This window comes from Bacillus capparidis (assembly GCF_017832095.1).
GTDB classification, from domain to species: domain Bacteria; phylum Bacillota; class Bacilli; order Bacillales; family Bacillaceae; genus Bacillus; species Bacillus gobiensis.
This window is the reverse complement of the sequence record NZ_JAFDST010000001.1, coordinates 337,283-355,058: the sequence shown is the minus strand read 5'-3', so window position 1 is coordinate 355,058 and position 17,776 is coordinate 337,283. Positions and strand designations below refer to the sequence as shown.

Genomic DNA, 17,776 nt, shown 5'->3' with positions numbered 1-17,776 from the left:
CTGAATAAAGATAGAAGGTTAACTCAACAATAATATAACGAAAGGAATTTAAGGAGGCAAATAATATCATGCGTTTTTCACTATATTTTTTACTTTCCGCGTTGTTTTGTCTGACATCCTGCGGCTATCAGCCAAATGTTGAAAACGAATCGATCCGCGATGATGATTCAAAACCCATCAAAGTAGAAAATTCTTCTCCGGATCAGCCTGACCGTAAAAACGGGGCGGCAATTGCGCAGCATCTTGTAGAAGTGACAGAAAGCATGCCTGATGTAAAAGACGCAACAGCTGTTGTGCTTGGGCCATATGCTGTAGTCGGAATTGACGTTAAGGATGATTTGGAAAGAAGCGAAGCCGAGTCAGTAAAATATACTGTAGCTCAAGGTTTAAAGGACGATCGCTACGGAGCAAATGCAGTGGTTGTTGCTGATCCAGACACGGTCGCCAGGCTGCGGGAAATGTCAAGAGACATTCAAGCCGGCCGTCCCGTCAGTGGAATTATGGACGAGCTTGCGGCAATTGTCGGCAGGGTCCTTCCTGAAGTGCCGAATGATATGATAGACAATCAAGAAGAGGAACCGACAAAAGATAATAACGATCAGCTGAACAACAAACAAGAACAAGAGCTTGATAAAGAACAAAACGATCAATCTAATAAAGCGAAAAATAATTAATGAAATTTATAAAGCTTATTGGGGAAATAAGCTTTTTTTCATGTGCAGTAGCTTGCCCATCAATGAATTACTTGGCAAAACATGATATAATTTTAAAGAGAAATACCTTCTTCTAAAGAGGTGAGTTAATGAGAGTCAAATGTTCATTGTGTGATAAAAATGAACTGATAAATGATGAATCCCCTGTAGCCAAACGCCTTCGCAACCGGCCCATTCATACATATTTATGTCAGGATTGCCATGACAGAATTACAAATAAAACGAAAGAACGTTTGAGCACCGGCCGCTTCTCACTTTATAAGGACAGAGAAGAAAAAGGGCAGTTATAGCTGAGAAAAGAAAAAGCCGTACGCGTAAAAATACGCATACGGCTTTTTAAGATGCTTGCTCCTTTTGGGCGCGGCGCAAGCGGACTTTATAGATAATTAAAATTCCCGCTGCAACAACTAAGCCTTCACCAACCGGAAGGAAGATGCCGAAAAAAGTAAGGACCGTACAGCCTCCTGCCAAAAAGGTGTAGATTACAACCGATTGTAATAACGGGAGCTTTTTTGCAAAGCCAAGCTTATATACCACGACGGACAATGCAAGTATTGTCACATACAATAACCACATGCCTGTTTCCGGAAATTGATCCACTTGATAAAGCGATGCGAAAAAAGATAATCGGTCACTTACTTCATTCGGCAAAAGATCCCCTCCCCTAATTAGGAACTCTTTTTACTTATTTAACCCGTTGTAAAGCAATAAGACCTTCTTCACAGCTTCCAATTCCAAAAAAGTTGTTAGATGCTGATAACTTAGTTCATTGCAACCTTAGGACTTTTCTGCGAGCTTTTTCTTTTTAGCTGCTTTTTCCCGCTCATTTTTCCCGAGAATTTTTTTCCTTAACCGAATGGATTCCGGAGTGACTTCACAATATTCATCGTCATTTAAATACTCCAAAGACTCTTCAAGCGACATAATTCTCGGTTTTTTCATTCCGGTGGTTTGCTCTTTCGTTGCGGAACGAATATTCGTCTGTTGTTTAACTTTCGTTACGTTTACGACTAAATCATTTTCACGATTGTGTTCACCGACTATCATGCCTTCGTATACTTCTGTTGTGGGCTCCACAAAAATTGTTCCGCGATCTTCAATCCCTTGGATCGCATAGGCAGATGCTTTGCCGTGTTCCATACTGACCAAAACGCCCTGTCTGCGTCCGCCGACTTGGCCTGATTGCATCGGCTGGTAGCTGTCAAACGTATGGTTCAGTATGCCGTACCCTCTTGTGAGCGATAAAAATTCCGTTGAATATCCAATTAAACCACGGGATGGCACGAGGAAAATAAGGCGAACCTGGCCGTTTCCGTTATTAATCATATCACTCATTTCGCCTTTTCTTGCCCCGATTGATTCCATAACAGCACCGGTATAATCTTCAGGAACATCAATTTGTACACGTTCCACCGGTTCCGAGCGAACACCATCAATTTCTTTAACAATAACCTCAGGCTTAGAAACTTGAAGCTCATAACCTTCTCGCCTCATGTTTTCAATAAGGATCGATAAATGCAATTCTCCTCTTCCGGAAACGATCCATGCATCTGGAGAAGATGTCGGATCTACTCTTAAGCTGACATCTGTCTGAAGCTGCTGATTCAGGCGTTCTTCGATTTTTCTTGACGTAACATATTTTCCTTCCCGTCCTGCAAACGGGCTGTTATTCACGAGGAATGTCATTTGAAGCGTAGGCTCGTCAATCCGCAAAATCGGCAATGCCTCCTGATGCTCTATCGGGCAGACCGTTTCACCTACGTTAATATCCTCCATACCGGATACCGCGACTAAATCGCCTGCTTTTGCTTCTTCAATCTCTACTCGCTTTAAGCCTTGGAAGCCAAAAATTTTAGTCACGCGAAATGGCTTGGCTGTTCCGTCAAGCTTCATTAAAGCAACCTGCTGGCCGACTTTCATCGTCCCTCTAAAAACACGTCCGATACCGATTCGGCCGACATAATCGTTGTAATCAAGCAATGCAACTTGAAATTGCAGCGGTTCTTCCTGATTGTCGATCGGACAAGGAATGTTTTCAACAATAGATTCAAATAATGACTCCATGTTTTCATCCTGCTGCTTCGGATCTGTGCTTGCTGTTCCGTTTATAGCAGAAGCATAAACGACAGGAAATTCAAGCTGCTCTTCTGTCGCATCCAGCTCAATAAAGAGATCGATGACTTCATCGACAACTTCTTCGGGCCTTGCAAAGTCACGGTCAATTTTATTGACTACTACGATTGGATTTAATTTTTGTTCAAGAGCTTTTTTAAGAACAAACCTGGTTTGCGGCATACAGCCTTCATAGGCATCCACGACTAAAAGGACGCCATCCACCATTTTCATGATCCGTTCGACTTCTCCTCCAAAGTCCGCGTGACCTGGAGTATCCAAAATATTAATACGGGTATCTTTATAATTAATCGCAGTGTTTTTCGCTAATATAGTGATTCCGCGCTCACGTTCCAAGTCATTGGAATCCATTGCACGTTCGGCAACTTGTTCATTCGCTCTGAACGTACCTGCCTGATGCAAAAGCTGGTCAACCAGAGTCGTTTTCCCATGGTCAACGTGAGCAATAATAGCGATATTGCGAAGATCTTTTCGAAGTTTCACTTTTTCATCTCCTAATTTTTAAATAGCCTTTGATATTATATCATATCTCTACTTTAAAAGATGTACGTTTTTATGTAAACTTATCTTATAAAAGCAAAAGGGATGGTTTTATGAAGCAAATCAAATGGAAATTATTATTGTTAGCGCTCGCAGCTGTCATGAGCATGATGATGTGTGGAGTCGCCGTGGGGCTGAAAAGCTCTCTCGGTATTATCGGAAGCCTGGTTCTGCTCTTTTTCGTCATGGGATTCGGGTTTACGTTAAAACGAAAAATGCGGCAGCGGGGAGAATTAGACTGATTTTAGACCCATTCAGCGGAAGTTTTCGAAAAGAAAATTTCATCACGCCTGAACTTAGCCCTATGCCTACCCCTTGTTGGGGGTCATTACAGCTTGGTAAAAGCTCGGCGTATGCCAAGCTTTTTTATTTTTTCTCCGCCAAGTATTCTTCAAGAATGGTTCGGTGTACTGCCGGGTTTCCGGCAAGAACACTATTCGTACTTAAAAAATTTAACGCCTCGCCATCAACTGTTGTATAAATTCCGCCAACCTCATCGAGCAATATGCACCCTCCGGCAAAATCCCACGGCGAGAGCCTCATTGTCACGTAAGCATCCATTCTGCCTGCAGCCACATACGCGAGCTCAAGAGCAGCGGAGCCATATGACCTTGTCCCCCTTACCCTTTTTACCAACGGAGCAAGCACTTCGGGATCGATTCGCCTGTTTTCAGTAATCCATGTCGCATTGATGCCGAGTATTGTTTCTTCAACCGACACAGGCTTTAGCGGATCCAATGGAGTATCATTCATATATGCTCCCTGTCCGCTCGCAGCATGGTAAAGCTCGTCCGATATCACATCATATACCAAACCAATTTTCCCTTTTCCATTCTCCAGTATACCGATCGAGATAGCAAAATTACGATTTTGATGGACAAAATTCACCGTTCCATCAATCGGATCGATTATCCAGACAATGCCCTCAAGTGATTGCAGCTCATCTCCTTGTCCTTCTTCACCTAAAATGGAGTGGGTTGAAAAATCCTTGCGAATCTTTTCAATAAAAAAAAGTTCGGTCTCTTTGTCAATATTCGTAACTAAATCGTTTGGATTTGATTTTGTTTCAATTTTTAATTCATTATTTAATGCATTTCTTACTCTTTGTCCTGCTTCTTTGATCGCTTGTTGTGCATATTGGTAGATCTCAGGCCAATTTGTCATCAGATTTCCTCTTTTCTATGTTACGTTTTCCTTTACATAAGGATACTGATAAAACCTCCCAGGATGCAAGCGATACACATATTACCCGCTGCAAGGAAAAACGAACCCTTTAAAACCGGTTCGCTTTTTTTCCACTTTATGCGTTAAGCCTGATCCATTCTTTTCTTAAACGTTCAAGTTTTCGTTTGCTGTATTCAATTTGCTCTTCATCCTGCTTCTGTAACGCTTCAAAAAGTGTGGCAAGCTCATAGTCTACCTCTAATCTCCAAACGGCTACACGGTTGCTTTTAATTTCTTTTTGGCCATGCTTGACGATTTGTTTCAATGCCTTTCGCCCCTTCCCGAGATTTGACTCATGCACACTGCTGAATTAACCTTATGTTTATTATCCAATTTCTTTATATATTCTATGAATGCGAATTGCAACTGTAACGCCAATCGTAAAATTGTGTGTTCACCTATCTCTTATATACCACTATTTTTAACAATATAAACTCAACAAGTTTTCTCTCATAAATAATGATTAAAAGTTGTGTTACAATAATGCCTGTAAAAGGAGGTAACCAATGTCTCAGCTAAAATTCACGAAAAAAGACTTTGATACATTTAAGATTGATGGCCTCGATGCCCGGATGGATGTTCTGAAAGAAACGGTCCGGCCAAAGCTCGAAAATCTAGGGGAATACTTTGCGCCTATCCTTCAAGGATTAACAAACGATGAAATGTATGTACATGTGGCAAAACACGCAAGAAGATCAGTCAACCCGCCAGAAGACAGCTGGGTGGCGTTTTCGAATAGCAAAAGAGGATATAAAAAGCTTCCTCATTTCCAAATTGGGCTATGGAAAACCCATGTATTTGTTTGGTTTGCACTGATTTACGAATCTCCTCTTAAAAAAGAGTACGGTGGTTTATTTGAAGATCACCTTCAGGATATATCACAGCACATTCCTGAAAACTTCGTCTGGTCGGCTGACCATACGAAACCGGATACCAGCCCTCACAGAGAATTGTCATCCGAACAGCTCAAAACTTTGATGGAAAGGCTCCAAACGATAAAAAAAGCGGAGCTGCTATGCGGCATTACCATCCCAAAAGAAGATGTCATGAAGATGAATAACCGAGAATTTTTATCGGCGATTGAGGAAGCATTCACGGAAGTCTCTTACCTTTACCGCCTGCTGCAAAAAGAAATTCAAAAAACAAGCTGATGTTGTCAGCTTGTTTTTAATTCATCTGAATTCGATTTTCTCTTTCATCAATGGCCTTTTTTACAACATGGTAAGAAGAATAGCCGCTTGATTGTTCAAATTCCTTATATAGTGTTTTTTCTTCAGATTTGCTTGGGACGATTTTTTTAAATTTTTTGTATGCGTCCATGAATGCTTCCCGAGTTATCCCTTTTTCATAAGCCTGTTCAACGCACTGGAAAAATTGGATTACGTCAAGTGTTTCTTCCGTTTTCCAATCATAATTCATCGGATAGGAATAATCCATTTCAGTTCACTCCTTTTACAGCTGTACATTATAAGGTTTCTTTATTTCTCATTTTTTATCCTGCGCTTTGGATTCTGGAGAAGCCAGTGTTAACAGCCTCCGAAAAACAGCAGGATAAATGAATGAAACTTCACCTTTTTAGCGAATATTACATTGCCCCATTATGCTTTTTCATTTAAATGATACGATCATCTTTACATTCTTACAAGAACATAATATAATTCTTTTGTTTTACCCCGCTTTAAAGGAAAGAACAGATAGAGATATACTTCCCCGTAAAAGCTAGGGGCGGTTCGCCTAACAATCAGATAAATGAACGAAAGCTAAACATAAAGGCTATTCTTAATTTAAATCGCAGCTGATTTGAAGGGATACCATACAATATGTAACGAATTCTCCATAGAAATGAAGGTGGGAAAATAAATTGTCGCAACAAGATACGCCCTTGTATGACGGGCTGCTAAAACACGCAAATTCCAATCCGCACCAATTCCATATACCAGGGCACAAAAAAGGAAAAGGAATGGACCCTGCATTTAGATCCTTTATCGGTGAAAATGCGTTATCGATAGATTTAATTAATATTGAACCCTTGGATGACCTGCATGCGCCAAGAGGAATCATTAAAGAAGCTCAAGACCTTGCTGCAGAAGCCTTTGGGGCTGATTATACTTTTTTCTCAGTCCAAGGTACAAGCGGCGCGATAATGACGATGGTGATGACGGTTTGCGGACCGGGGGATAAAATCATTATTCCGCGGAACGTTCATAAATCTGTCATGTCTTCAATCGTATTCTCAGGAGCAATACCTGTGTTTATTCATCCGGAAATCGATAAGAAACTGGGTATCTCTCACGGAATTACTCCCGAAAGCGTAAAAAAAGCACTACAAGAACATCCTGATGCGAAAGGGCTTCTTGTAATTAATCCGACCTATTTTGGCATCGCAGCGGATTTACGTCAAATCGTAAAGCTTGCACATTCTTATTCGATTCCGGTCCTAGTTGATGAAGCACATGGCGTTCATATTCATTTCCATGACGAGCTCCCTCTTTCTGCGATGCAGGCAGGGGCCGATATGGCGGCAACGAGCGTCCATAAGCTTGGAGGATCGCTGACGCAAAGCTCTATATTAAATGTTAGAGAAGGATTGGTATCAAAAAATCGTATACAGACGATTTTAAGCATGCTGACCACCACCTCTACTTCCTATTTGCTGCTTGCCTCATTGGATACGGCAAGAAAGCAGCTTGCCATTGAAGGTGAAAAAATGATCAGCGAAACGATTAAGCTAGCTGAGAAAACCCGCTGCAGAATAAATGAAATTAGCGGAATCAACTGTATCGGAAAAGAAATTGTGCATTCCGGAGCAACCTTCAGCTATGATCCAACGAAGCTGATCATCTCTGTTAAAGATTTGGGACTTTCAGGCTATGAGGTTGAAAGAGCATTGAGAGAGTACAATATTGAGGTCGAGCTTTCTGATTTATACAATATTTTATGTATTGTTACTCCAGGTGATAGCGAAGAAAATTGCGACGCGCTCGTTCATGCCTTAACAGAGATCTCGCGTCATTCCATATCATCTGAATGCCAGCCGCACACCGACGTTATCCTTCCTGAGATCCCGGTTCTAGCTTTATCTCCGCGTGAAGCTTTTTACGCTAATACGGAAGTTATCCCTTTTAGAGAGGCCGTCGGCAGGATTATCGCAGAATTTGTAATGGTTTATCCGCCGGGAATCCCTATTTTTATTCCAGGAGAAGTCATTTCAGAGGAAAACATTTCGTATATTTACAAAAACCAAGAAGCTGGATTGCCTGTTCAAGGTCCTGAGGACAACACACTTCAGCAAATTCGTGTCATAAAAGAGCAAAAAGCTATTCTTTAAGGAGAAATAACCGCCAGACCACATGTGGTCTGGCGGTTATTCTTCATATTTTGTCGCTGTCTTCCTCTTCTACATGGCAAAAGCAATTCTTGCTGCTGGCATAAAGAACTGTCACTTTTTCGTCATCAAAATACTGAATGGTTTCATTACAATCGCTGCAAATAATCGTTCCCAACTTCAGTCCCCCGATCCGATGTTTTTTTGGAAGCGTTTTATTAATTTATCATTAGATTAATATGTTATACTTATACTGTCAATACCTAATTTCGTATAACACATTTAAAATAAATGTGTTATGAAATAATAACCCATACATAGGATGTATGGTTTTATCAATTCATTTTATTCCATATGACATGAAAGTATTTCTTGCTATTTTCGGTTTTACTTTATTTCATTGGGATTAACTAAACGATAACCATTATCTCTTAGCCCGGCTACGATAGATTCAAGCGCATCTTTTGACCAGATTCGGTCATGCATCAATAGATTAGCCCCATCTTTAAGGTAGGGGCTGTTAGTCATCACATCAGCTAATGCATCAGCTGTTTGATAATCGCTTTCCCAATCGTATCCGTAAGTCCAATTCATGAAGATCATTTTTTCATCCGCAGCCAATTTTTTGCTATTCTGCCCTGAAAAAAGCCGGCTTTTCCCCGATGATGCTTTTGATTCGTTCATTCAACTCAATAATTTCTTCCTTTTGCTTTTTTTCGGAAAGCTATTTTAAATTTTTATGCGTCATCGTATGATTGCCGATTGCAAAACCCATCTCATGGATATTCTTGAGCACTTTTTTGCTTTCGTCACTTGATAAAAAATGGACATTAACAAAAAAGACAGCCGGCGCATTCATTTTTTTTAATATTTTCGCCATTTCAAGAGCGTTTTGATCTGGAGCATCATCAATCGTAAGCAGGACGATTTTCGAATCCGCCTCTGTGCCTTTAATTGGCTGAATCGAGTAATCCTTTGAATCTACCACATATTTTTTTTCATGCTTTTTTTGATTTTTTTTACCTGATTCCTTCTCTTTTTTAGTAGCAGTCGCCTGTTACTCTTTGCTTTTTCCGTTTCATTCGATTCTTTTTTAGTTGATTGAACTTCAATTTTTTCTTTGGGGGTATCGTTGCTCTGAGGTTCGGCTGCATTGCATCCGGTAATGAATAATGACAAGAAGATCAAATAAAAAAACATGCTTCAATTTTGAAACCTCCATTGATATTGAATCGTCATTATAAGGAATGATATCAATAATTTGTCATTATGTCATAGGTAAAATTATTTTTTCAAAATCAGAATGCTCCCCATAGAAAACCGAAAAAGATATTTCCTAAGTTTGTCCATTGTTTTTCATTTATAAAGTATGATTTTCATTTTTGTAACAAATACATAACATCGCTCTAGCATTTCTGTCAGCATGCTAAAATGGTGACATTACAATTGACACATCGTTCTAATTACTTATTTTAAATCTTATAAAGAGGTGAATAGATGCCTGCCCGTATAATTTTCACCATGTTCGCACTCGTATTTATTTTGGGCGGCTGCTCAATTACTCAAGGGATACCCAGACAGAATGACAAGATTGATGAATTAGAAAATGAGCAGCTGATATTTTTTTCCGATGAAAAAAATATAGAAGAAGAAGTCGTTTATTATGATGCAATTTTGGACCTTAAGAAGCACTTTCCAGATCAAATTGGAAATATGGAGGTGTTGAAAGAAACCGACGGATGGCAGAATGAAGTGGATACAATCCCGTGCTTGATCCTCGTTAATAATGAAAAAGTTGTAGAGAAGGTAGAAGGAAGCGCAAATGAAAAAGATGAAATCTATAACCGTTTTTATGATGCTCTTGAAGCAGCGGAGTAAACTTTTTCACGAGCTAAAATGTGCGCCACAAGATATTTGTGTGTGAATGAAAAAAGACCCATGAAAATGGGTCTTTTCGTTATTTTACAATATGGACAGGCATTCCGATTGCAACTTCGGCAGCTTCCATAGTAATCTCTCCCAATGTCGGGTGAGCATGAATCGTCATTGCAATATCTTCAGCAGTCATTCCGGCTTCAATTGCAAGACCAAGCTCAGAAATCATATCTGATGCACTTGCACCAGCAACCTGTGCACCAATGACAAGTCCGTCTTCTTTACGAGTGATCAGTTTTAAGAAGCCGTCAGTGCTGTTAAGTGACAACGCACGGCCGTTAGCAGCAAATGGGAATTTGGAAGCATTCACTTCAATTCCTTCTTCTTTAGCCTGTGCTTCAGTATAACCAACTGTAGCAAGTTCAGGCTCAGAGAAGACAACCGCAGGGATTCCTAAGTAATCAATTTCTGCAGCCTCACCTGCAATCGCTTCTGCAGCAATTTTTCCTTCATAAGATGCTTTATGGGCAAGAGGCGGTCCTTCTACAATATCGCCGATTGCGAAAATATTGGAAACGCTTGTGCGCAGCTGCTTATCTGTTTTGACGATGCCTTTTTCTGTTAATTCAACACCGACTTGCTCTAAACCAAGCTCATCAGTATTCGGGCGGCGTCCCACAGTGACAAGCACATAATCTGCTTCAACCGTTTTTTCTTCGCCATTCACTTCGAAGGATACTTTTACTCCGCTTTCCGTTTCTTCAACGCCTTTTGCGAAAGCCTTCGTATGGATATCGACGTTGCCTTTTTTCTTAAGGTTACGTTTGACAAGTGAGCTCATTTGCTTTTCAAAACCTGGCAGAATCTCATCTGCACCTTCTAAAATCGTAACCTCTGTACCGAAGTTCGCATAAGCAGTACCAAGCTCGGTGCCAACGTAGCCTCCGCCGATAACAACAAGTTTTTTCGGAATTTCTTTTAAAGCCAATGCCCCGGTAGAATTAATTACGCGCTCAGAGTATTTAAAGGTCGGAAGCTCGATCGGGCGAGATCCGGTTGCGATAATGGCATTTTTGAATGTATACGTTTGAGAAGATTTATCATCCATGACCTTTAAATTATTGCTGTCGACGAAATACGCTTCACCGCTGACGATTTCAACCTTATTGCCTTTAAGCAGCCCTTGCACGCCGCTAGTAAGCTTGTTAACAACAGAACCCTTCCACTCTTGAACCTTTGAAAAGTCAACTTTTACATTCTCAGCTGAAATTCCCATGTCATCAGAATGCTGGGCATCGTGATAACGGTGTCCTGCAGAGATTAGAGCTTTTGAAGGGATACAGCCAACGTTTAGACAAACTCCGCCCAAAGTGCCTTTCTCAACAATCGTCACTTTTTGTCCTAGCTGAGCGGCACGGATCGCAGCCACATAGCCGCCAGGACCCGCACCAATAACTATAGTATCTGTCTCGATCGGAAAATCTCCAACTACCATTTAATTACGCCTCCATTAATATTAATTGTGGGTCATTAAGCAAACGCTTGATATGGTTAAGAGCGTTTTGAGCAGTCGCACCGTCAATCATACGGTGGTCAAAGCTTAGAGAGATTGCCAATACTGGTGCTGCGACAATTTCTCCGTCACGGACGATTGCTTTTTCAGCAATACGGCCAATTCCAAGAATCGCAACTTCAGGATGGTTAATGACAGGTGTAAACCATTGGCCGCCTGCAGATCCGATATTTGAAATTGTGCATGAAGCACCTTTCATTTCAGCTGGTGCAAGCTTTCCATCACGTGCTTTTACAGCAAGGCTGTTAATTTCATCTGAGATTTCAAATACAGATTTGCGATCTGCATTTTTAACAACTGGAACCAAAAGACCTTTTTCAGTATCTGCTGCAATTCCGATATTAAAGTAATGCTTCTGTACGATTTCGTCTGTTTTATCATCTAAAGATGTATTTAGTACAGGGAATTTTTTAAGAGCTGATGTAAGAGCTTTTACCACATAAGGCAGATAAGTAAGCTTAATACCTTGATCAGCTGCAACTTGTTTAAACTGTTTGCGATGCGCCACAAGCTTCGTAACATCTACTTCATCCATTAACGTCACGTGAGGAGCTGTATGTTTGGAATTTACCATCGCTTTAGCAATTGCTTTGCGAATTCCACTCATTTTCTCACGGGATTCAGGTAGTTCGCCTTCAGACACAACCGGAGCAGATTTTTGTTCTGGTGCTGCTTCCTTAGTTTCTTCAGCTGGAGCTTCAGCCTGCTGGCTGCCGCCATTTAAGAAGCTTTCAATATCTTCTTTCAATACACGGCCATTTTTTCCGGAACCATTAACCTGCCCGATATTCACATTTTTTTCACGTGCGAATTTCCGAACAGATGGCATTGCGATCACACGTTTATCAGAACCTGTGTCATCTGCCTGCGCTTGGTTTCCTGCTCCTGTAGCACCTTCAGGCTTATCAGCTGGCGCGTCTTTTTTCTCAACGTCCTGACCCGCTTCAGCAGTTGATTGAACCTGCTCTTCTGTTTTTGAGCTATCGTCAGAATCACTGCCTTTAAATTGAAGATCTTCGTAGCCCGGAGCATCGAGGGTAATGATGGTTTGTCCAACAGTTGCTACAGTTCCCTCGTCAACTTTTAATTCTAATACTTTTCCTTTTACAGGTGAAGGGATTTCTACCACTGCTTTGTCATTTTGGACTTCTGCAAGTACGTCATCCTCTTCGATCTCATCGTTTGGTTTTACGAACCATTTTACAATTTCACCTTCGTGAATACCTTCACCGATATCCGGAAGCTTAAATTCAAATGCCACTATTTACGACCTCCTAATAAAATATAGTTGTAAGTGTAAGGACGGTATACGCCTAAGACTTAAGAAAAGAAGAATCAGAAACAAATCGTTTCTGATTTTCTTTTTTTTCTGTCCTAAAGCTGCATTAAAACTCTAATACTTTTTTAGCTGTTTCAATGACATCTTTATGGTTTGGAAGCCATACACTCTCTGCTTGAGAGAAAGCAAATACAGTATCAGGCGCAGTTACGCGCAATACAGGAGCTTCAAGGCTTAAGATTGCCCGATCATTGATCTCTGCTACTACGTTAGACGCGATCCCAGCTTGTTTTTGCGCTTCCTGAACAACGACCGCGCGTCCTGTTTTTTCAACAGAAGCGATAATTGTTTCAATATCAAGCGGGCTGACAGTGCGCAAGTCAACCACTTCTACTGAATGCCCTTCTTTTTCGAGCTCTTCAGCCGCTTTTAATGATTCATGAACCATCGCACCGTAAGTAATAATTGAAAGGTCAGAACCTTCACGTTTTACTTCTGCTTTTCCAATTTCAATTGTATATTCTTCTTCAGGCACCTCTTGGCGGAATGAACGATAAAGCTTCATGTGCTCAAGAAATACAACTGGATCATTGTCGCGAATAGAAGCGATCAAAAGCCCTTTCGCATCGTAAGGAGATGAAGGAATAACAACCTTCACACCCGGCTGCTGTGCCATAAGGCCTTCCAAGCTGTCCGCGTGAAGTTCCGGCGTATGCACCCCTCCTCCGAATGGAGAGCGAATGGTCACAGGAGAATTCCAGCGACCTCCGGAACGATATCGCATTCTTGCCATTTGGCCGGAGATTGAATCCATTACTTCATATACAAATCCAAAGAACTGAATTTCCATTACCGGACGAAAGTCTTGCAAGCCAAGACCTAAAGCAAGGCCGCCGATACCAGATTCAGCAAGCGGCGTGTCAAATACGCGGTCTTCGCCAAATTCTTTTTGCAATCCTTCTGTCGCACGGAAAACGCCGCCGTTTAAACCGACATCTTCTCCAAAAACTAGAACGTTTTCGTCATTTTTCAGTTCTGTGCGTAACGCATCAGTGATTGCCTGAATCATAGTCATTTGCGCCATGGCTTACTTCGACTCCTTCTCTTTATAAATTTCCATTTGTTCTACGAGGTTTACTGGAAGCTCCTCGTACATATTAGAAATCAAATCAGTAACTTTTTGTTTCGGCTCTGCGTCAGCCTTTTTAATCGCTTCTTTGATTTCTTCTTTTGCTGCATCAATTACTTTATTTTCATCTTCCTCAGTCCATAGATCCTTGCTTTCTAAGAACTTGCGGAACCGAACCAATGGATCTTTCGCTTCCCATTCGTTTTCGATTTCCTTCGTGCGGTATTTCGTTGGATCGTCACCCGCCATTGTATGAGGGCCGTAACGGAAGCACAATGTTTCAATTAATGAAGGGCCATCTCCGTTAACTGCACGCTCACGAGCTTCACGAGTTGCGGCATAAACAGCAAGAGGATCCATTCCGTCAACTTGAACGCCTGTAATTCCAGCAGCTGCCGCTTTTTGGGCAATTGTTTCTGCAGCCGATTGTTTTTCAACCGGTGTTGAAATCGCATAGCGGTTATTTTGCACGACAAAAATCGCAGGAGCTTTATATGCGCCGGCAAAGTTAATTCCTTCATAGAAATCGCCTTGAGAGGCTCCGCCGTCTCCTGTATATGTGATAGCGACAGATTTTTTACCGCGCTTTTTAATTCCGAGAGCAACTCCTGCAGTTTGCACAAATTGTGCTCCAATGATGATTTGTGGTGACAGTGCATTCACGTCATCAGGCATTTGGTTTCCTCTGAAATGTCCTCTGGAGAATAAAAATGCTTGATAAAGCGGAAGTCCGTGCCAAATCAATTGAGGTACATCACGATACCCTGGAAGAACGAAATCTTCTTTTTCAAGGGCATAATGAGAAGCGATTTGAGATGCTTCTTGACCAGCCGTAGGGGCATAGAATCCAAGACGTCCTTGGCGGTTTAAAGAGATCGACCTCTGATCCAAAATACGTGTATACACCATACGGCGCATTAATTCTCTTAATTCATCATTTGATAAATCAGGCATTGCAGCTTCGTTAACCACTTCGCCTTTTTCATTTAAAATTTGAAACGTTTCAAACTGCTTTTTGATGGCATCAAATTGCTTCTTGCTGTCAACAACTTGATTTTTCGTTTTTGCAGCCATACTAAAGTCACCTCTTCCTTTCTTTTAGCCAGTTAATTTGACGGGTACCATTTTATATGCGTATATAGAATACCCTGAATACGCATTTACGACTCATAAAATAATATTAGCTGCCTTAAGAGAAGTCATCTAGACATCTTCTATAGGCAGATTCCGTCCGCTTATGTGAATCTGTACTATTCATGATTAAAATTTGAGTAATACAACTCACATCTTCACGCTAAGTTTACACCAAATTAAGAATGTGAGTCAATTCCTTTACATTAAGATTTTTATGCGTTTTCATTCACCGGAAGTGTTTTCATTTTTTTACAATCAGGAAAACTGAATAATCTGTTATAGTATAAAAATAGGTTCTGTATCACTTAAATGAATACAGAAAAAAAGACTGTTTGATCAGCCTTCCTTTTTCTCTTCTTTAAAACCCGCTGTTTGATAAAATTCCTTTTTGGCTTCATTATACTGATCCGTGTATTGATTAAACATTTCGCTCTCTTTAATCACATCTTCATAGGATTTGTTGATTTTATCAATTTGCTTTTCCAAATCTTCAATTGTTGCATTTTTATCTTGGGTAAGGGTATACAGTTGTTTGTCGAGGCTGGCGGCATTTAAGTATTCTTTATACAAATTCTCATACGCTCCGTATCGTTTTTCCATATATGCCCCTGCCAATTCTGCTTTTTCTTTTATTTTTTCGTCTCGAATCTTCGAAGCGGATTCCTTTGCCGAATCAAATTCCTCTTTTGCTTTCAAAATGCTTTCTCTTTCACTTTTCATGCGTTTTTCCCGCTCATCTACATTTTTCAAAGCATCCTGAGATAAAGAAACAATTTTTTCGAAGTCATCCATGCTGAGTCGCATCATTTCTTCAAACAATTTATGCTCATTTGTTTCAAGATCTTTTAGCGGTTTTTGCTCATTTTTAAAGTTCTCTTCGATTTTAACGACGTTTTCCAGGCTTCCTTTGACGTTTTCTTCAGGGCTTTTTCCAAAGCAGCCGGCTAAAAACACCCCGGAAATGCATACAGACAGCAACCCGGCAGAAAGATGTCTTACAGTCAAATTCAAACAAATCTCCCCCTATCCTGACAAATTCAACTATAAAATTTATTTTTACGTTTGACAACCGTTGAATTCTTTCAGCTGCATATCGCAAAAAGTTTATGGGATTGTCGAATTATTTAGAACGGGAAATTTTTCACTACGTGGGCATTAGACCATACATCTTATCCGCTTTTACATAGGTTATAGTAGACGCTATGCCTACTTGCAAATAGGCTGCGTAAAAAAAGGAGGTCTTTTTTATGTATGGAGGATGCTATCCAGGTTATGGGTACGGTTACGGTTACGGCCGCACATTTGCGTTAATCGTTGTTCTATTCATCCTGTTAATTATTGTCGGAGCTGCTTATTTGGGACAGTACTAAACCCATTTCAACCGGCCAGCCTATCAACCTAAAAAGGCTGGCCTCATCAATTTTATTGCATGACATAAAGGACACCCGTATAATTTACATATAAAGAAACAAATGTTTTTTTCATTTTTTTATTGCGGGAATCACAATATAGAGTAAAGCTTAGGAGTGAATTTGTTGATTACTATGGATGATATCGTTCGTGATGGTCACCTTTCTTTGCGTACTGTTGCAAAAGAAGTGGAGCTTCCTATCGGCGAAGAGGATAAAGAAATATTAATTAAAATGGCTCAATTCTTAAAAAACAGCCAAGATAAGGAGACTGCTGAAAAGTACGGACTTCGTGCAGGCGTCGGTCTTGCAGCTCCGCAAATTAATGTAAACAAACGGATGATAGCCGTTTACGCGGAGGACACAGATGGAAAAGTATATGACTATGCCTTAATCAATCCAAAAATCGTCAGCCATTCTGTGGAAAAAAGTTATTTGGCTTCGGGTGAAGGCTGTCTCTCAGTGGACAAGCCAATACCGGGCTACGTACCAAGATATACAAGAATCAGAGTAAAGGGCACATCACTGGAAGGCGAGCAGGTAGATATCAGGCTGAAAGGATTTCCGGCCATCATATTCCAGCACGAAATCGACCATTTAAACGGTGTCATGTTCTATGACCATATCAATCAGGAAAATCCCTTCCATGAGCCTGATGACGCAGTTCAGATTGAAAGATAAGTTCTGAACCCGCTACAGCTTGACACCCTCTAGTTTTTTTGCCTGATCGCAACGACTTGCAGCAAGTAAAAAAAGCAAAATACAAAAAGCAGTTAACAAGCCGGCTTCCTTGAAGCTGGCTTTTCAAATGCAGCGGGACTTGAGACTCATTTTATATTATTTTTGAATCATTTTCACGGAATATCCATTATTAACCATGTAACAATTAGGCGATTCATCATATACTTTAATTAAAGACAAAATTCCATGTCAGAGGTTTCTATAGCTCCTTCTCTCATTTCCATTCATATCCGGCTTTAGGCAAGCAGAACGGACATGCTAGTGAAAGTTAGGGAGAGCTTAAGAAAGGAGGACATTTACATGTTAAAAAAACTGCGAAAAAAATTAAAAAGGCAATGGAACGATATGTTAAGAAGAAAATCAATTGCTTAAAAGGGGCCCTTCTCCGATTCAAAGGGTCCTTTTTTTTCACTCGGCTTTCTTTATCATTTGTTTTCGAATATAATAGAGAGAACCAATTGAACAATCGGCAGTTAGGAGAGATATGAATGATTTATAAGGTGTTTTTTCAAAAAAGAGCTGACGAAGTACCTGTACGTGAAAATACAGATTCTGTGTACATCGAAGCTTCTACTGAACGTGAAGTAAGAAGATTGTTAAAAAGCCGCAACTACAACATTGAATTTATTCAAAAGGTTGAAGGAGCGTTTTTAGAATATGAAAGAAAAAATGAAAATTTTAAAGTATTGGAGTTATGACAG

At 40.4% G+C, this 17,776-nt stretch carries 22 protein-coding genes; 9 read left to right on the top strand and 13 right to left on the bottom strand.

All coding sequences use genetic code 11. The features are described from left to right. The first annotated feature begins 68 nt into the window (after nt 1-68). Complete coding sequence (locus JOC74_RS01780) at nt 69-674, top strand: YhcN/YlaJ family sporulation lipoprotein (RefSeq protein ID WP_053602684.1); 606 nt, start codon at nt 69-71, stop codon at nt 672-674. A 128-nt stretch (nt 675-802) separates the two neighbouring features. Then, nucleotides 803-1,003, top strand: a complete 201-nt coding sequence (locus JOC74_RS01775; RefSeq protein ID WP_053602683.1) for a YlaI family protein — start codon at nt 803-805, stop codon at nt 1,001-1,003. A gap of 46 nt (nt 1,004-1,049) precedes the next feature. Here the strand turns inward: JOC74_RS01775 and JOC74_RS01770 are convergent, their stop codons facing one another. Both JOC74_RS01770 and typA read right to left on the bottom strand, forming a co-directional pair. Continuing rightward, complete coding sequence (locus JOC74_RS01770) at nt 1,050-1,364, bottom strand: YlaH-like family protein (RefSeq protein ID WP_053602682.1); 315 nt, start codon at nt 1,362-1,364, stop codon at nt 1,050-1,052. A 126-nt stretch (nt 1,365-1,490) separates the two neighbouring features. Continuing rightward, nucleotides 1,491-3,329 carry a translational GTPase TypA gene (typA, locus tag JOC74_RS01765; protein WP_053602681.1) on the bottom strand — a complete coding sequence of 613 codons (1,839 nt, stop codon included), beginning with the start codon at nt 3,327-3,329 and terminating at the stop codon, nt 1,491-1,493. A gap of 110 nt (nt 3,330-3,439) precedes the next feature. On the opposite strand from typA, the gene JOC74_RS01760 reads away from it, so the two are divergent. Continuing rightward, nucleotides 3,440-3,628, top strand: coding sequence for a YlaF family protein (locus JOC74_RS01760; protein ID WP_053602680.1), 189 nt, complete (start codon nt 3,440-3,442; stop codon nt 3,626-3,628). Nucleotides 3,629-3,752: 124 nt separating this feature from the next. On the opposite strand, the gene JOC74_RS01755 is transcribed toward JOC74_RS01760, so the two are convergent. Next, nucleotides 3,753-4,550, bottom strand: a complete 798-nt coding sequence (locus JOC74_RS01755; RefSeq protein ID WP_053602679.1) for an inositol monophosphatase family protein — start codon at nt 4,548-4,550, stop codon at nt 3,753-3,755. 136 nt (nt 4,551-4,686) lie between these two features. Next, nucleotides 4,687-4,875, bottom strand: coding sequence for a YkzI domain-containing protein (locus JOC74_RS01750; RefSeq protein ID WP_053602678.1), 189 nt, complete (start codon nt 4,873-4,875; stop codon nt 4,687-4,689). A 241-nt stretch (nt 4,876-5,116) separates the two neighbouring features. Between JOC74_RS01750 and JOC74_RS01745 the strand changes: the two genes are divergently transcribed. Next, nucleotides 5,117-5,761, top strand: coding sequence for a YktB family protein (locus JOC74_RS01745; protein ID WP_053602677.1), 645 nt, complete (start codon nt 5,117-5,119; stop codon nt 5,759-5,761). Between the two features lie 16 nt (nt 5,762-5,777). Here the strand turns inward: JOC74_RS01745 and JOC74_RS01740 are convergent, their stop codons facing one another. Next, entirely contained in the window at nt 5,778-6,047 is a 270-nt protein-coding gene (locus JOC74_RS01740; protein ID WP_053602676.1) for a UPF0223 family protein, read from the bottom strand. A gap of 424 nt (nt 6,048-6,471) precedes the next feature. Between JOC74_RS01740 and JOC74_RS01735 the strand changes: the two genes are divergently transcribed. Further along, nucleotides 6,472-7,938, top strand: coding sequence for an aminotransferase class I/II-fold pyridoxal phosphate-dependent enzyme (locus JOC74_RS01735; protein WP_053602675.1), 1,467 nt, complete (start codon nt 6,472-6,474; stop codon nt 7,936-7,938). A gap of 43 nt (nt 7,939-7,981) precedes the next feature. Here the strand turns inward: JOC74_RS01735 and JOC74_RS01730 are convergent, their stop codons facing one another. From JOC74_RS01730 to JOC74_RS24050, 3 genes are all read right to left on the bottom strand, one after another. Then, entirely contained in the window at nt 7,982-8,113 is a 132-nt protein-coding gene (locus tag JOC74_RS01730) for a GapA-binding peptide SR1P (protein WP_082363730.1), read from the bottom strand. A gap of 209 nt (nt 8,114-8,322) precedes the next feature. Further along, nucleotides 8,323-8,619 carry a polysaccharide deacetylase family protein gene (locus JOC74_RS24055; protein ID WP_053602674.1) on the bottom strand — a complete coding sequence of 99 codons (297 nt, stop codon included), beginning with the start codon at nt 8,617-8,619 and terminating at the stop codon, nt 8,323-8,325. Between the two features lie 40 nt (nt 8,620-8,659). Continuing rightward, complete coding sequence (locus JOC74_RS24050; protein ID WP_053602673.1) at nt 8,660-8,923, bottom strand: polysaccharide deacetylase family protein; 264 nt, start codon at nt 8,921-8,923, stop codon at nt 8,660-8,662. Nucleotides 8,924-9,432: 509 nt separating this feature from the next. On the opposite strand from JOC74_RS24050, the gene JOC74_RS01720 reads away from it, so the two are divergent. Next, complete coding sequence (locus tag JOC74_RS01720; protein WP_053602671.1) at nt 9,433-9,813, top strand: hypothetical protein; 381 nt, start codon at nt 9,433-9,435, stop codon at nt 9,811-9,813. A gap of 79 nt (nt 9,814-9,892) precedes the next feature. Here JOC74_RS01720 and lpdA read toward each other — a convergent pair whose 3' ends face one another. The 5 genes from lpdA to JOC74_RS01695 form a co-directional block, all read right to left on the bottom strand. Further along, nucleotides 9,893-11,305, bottom strand: coding sequence for a dihydrolipoyl dehydrogenase (gene lpdA, locus JOC74_RS01715; protein WP_053602670.1), 1,413 nt, complete (start codon nt 11,303-11,305; stop codon nt 9,893-9,895). 4 nt (nt 11,306-11,309) lie between these two features. Continuing rightward, the gene (locus tag JOC74_RS01710; protein ID WP_053602669.1) at nt 11,310-12,644 is read right to left on the bottom strand and encodes a dihydrolipoamide acetyltransferase family protein; all 1,335 of its coding nucleotides are present in this window, start codon (nt 12,642-12,644) and stop codon (nt 11,310-11,312) included. Between the two features lie 124 nt (nt 12,645-12,768). Next, a complete protein-coding gene (locus JOC74_RS01705) occupies nt 12,769-13,746 on the bottom strand; it encodes an alpha-ketoacid dehydrogenase subunit beta (protein WP_053602668.1) in 978 nt (325 codons plus the stop codon). 3 nt (nt 13,747-13,749) lie between these two features. Beyond that, nucleotides 13,750-14,865 carry a pyruvate dehydrogenase (acetyl-transferring) E1 component subunit alpha gene (gene pdhA / locus JOC74_RS01700; RefSeq protein WP_053602667.1) on the bottom strand — a complete coding sequence of 372 codons (1,116 nt, stop codon included), beginning with the start codon at nt 14,863-14,865 and terminating at the stop codon, nt 13,750-13,752. 396 nt (nt 14,866-15,261) lie between these two features. Next, a complete protein-coding gene (locus tag JOC74_RS01695) occupies nt 15,262-15,936 on the bottom strand; it encodes a YkyA family protein (RefSeq protein WP_053602666.1) in 675 nt (224 codons plus the stop codon). 236 nt (nt 15,937-16,172) lie between these two features. On the opposite strand from JOC74_RS01695, the gene JOC74_RS01690 reads away from it, so the two are divergent. From JOC74_RS01690 to JOC74_RS01680, 3 genes are all read left to right on the top strand, one after another. Beyond that, the gene (locus tag JOC74_RS01690; RefSeq protein ID WP_082363727.1) at nt 16,173-16,295 is read left to right on the top strand and encodes a YjcZ family sporulation protein; all 123 of its coding nucleotides are present in this window, start codon (nt 16,173-16,175) and stop codon (nt 16,293-16,295) included. A gap of 165 nt (nt 16,296-16,460) precedes the next feature. Continuing rightward, a complete protein-coding gene (def, locus tag JOC74_RS01685) occupies nt 16,461-17,015 on the top strand; it encodes a peptide deformylase (protein ID WP_053602665.1) in 555 nt (184 codons plus the stop codon). Between the two features lie 548 nt (nt 17,016-17,563). Continuing rightward, nucleotides 17,564-17,773, top strand: coding sequence for a DNA-dependent RNA polymerase subunit epsilon (locus JOC74_RS01680; RefSeq protein ID WP_053602664.1), 210 nt, complete (start codon nt 17,564-17,566; stop codon nt 17,771-17,773). Nucleotides 17,774-17,776 lie beyond the last annotated feature (3 nt).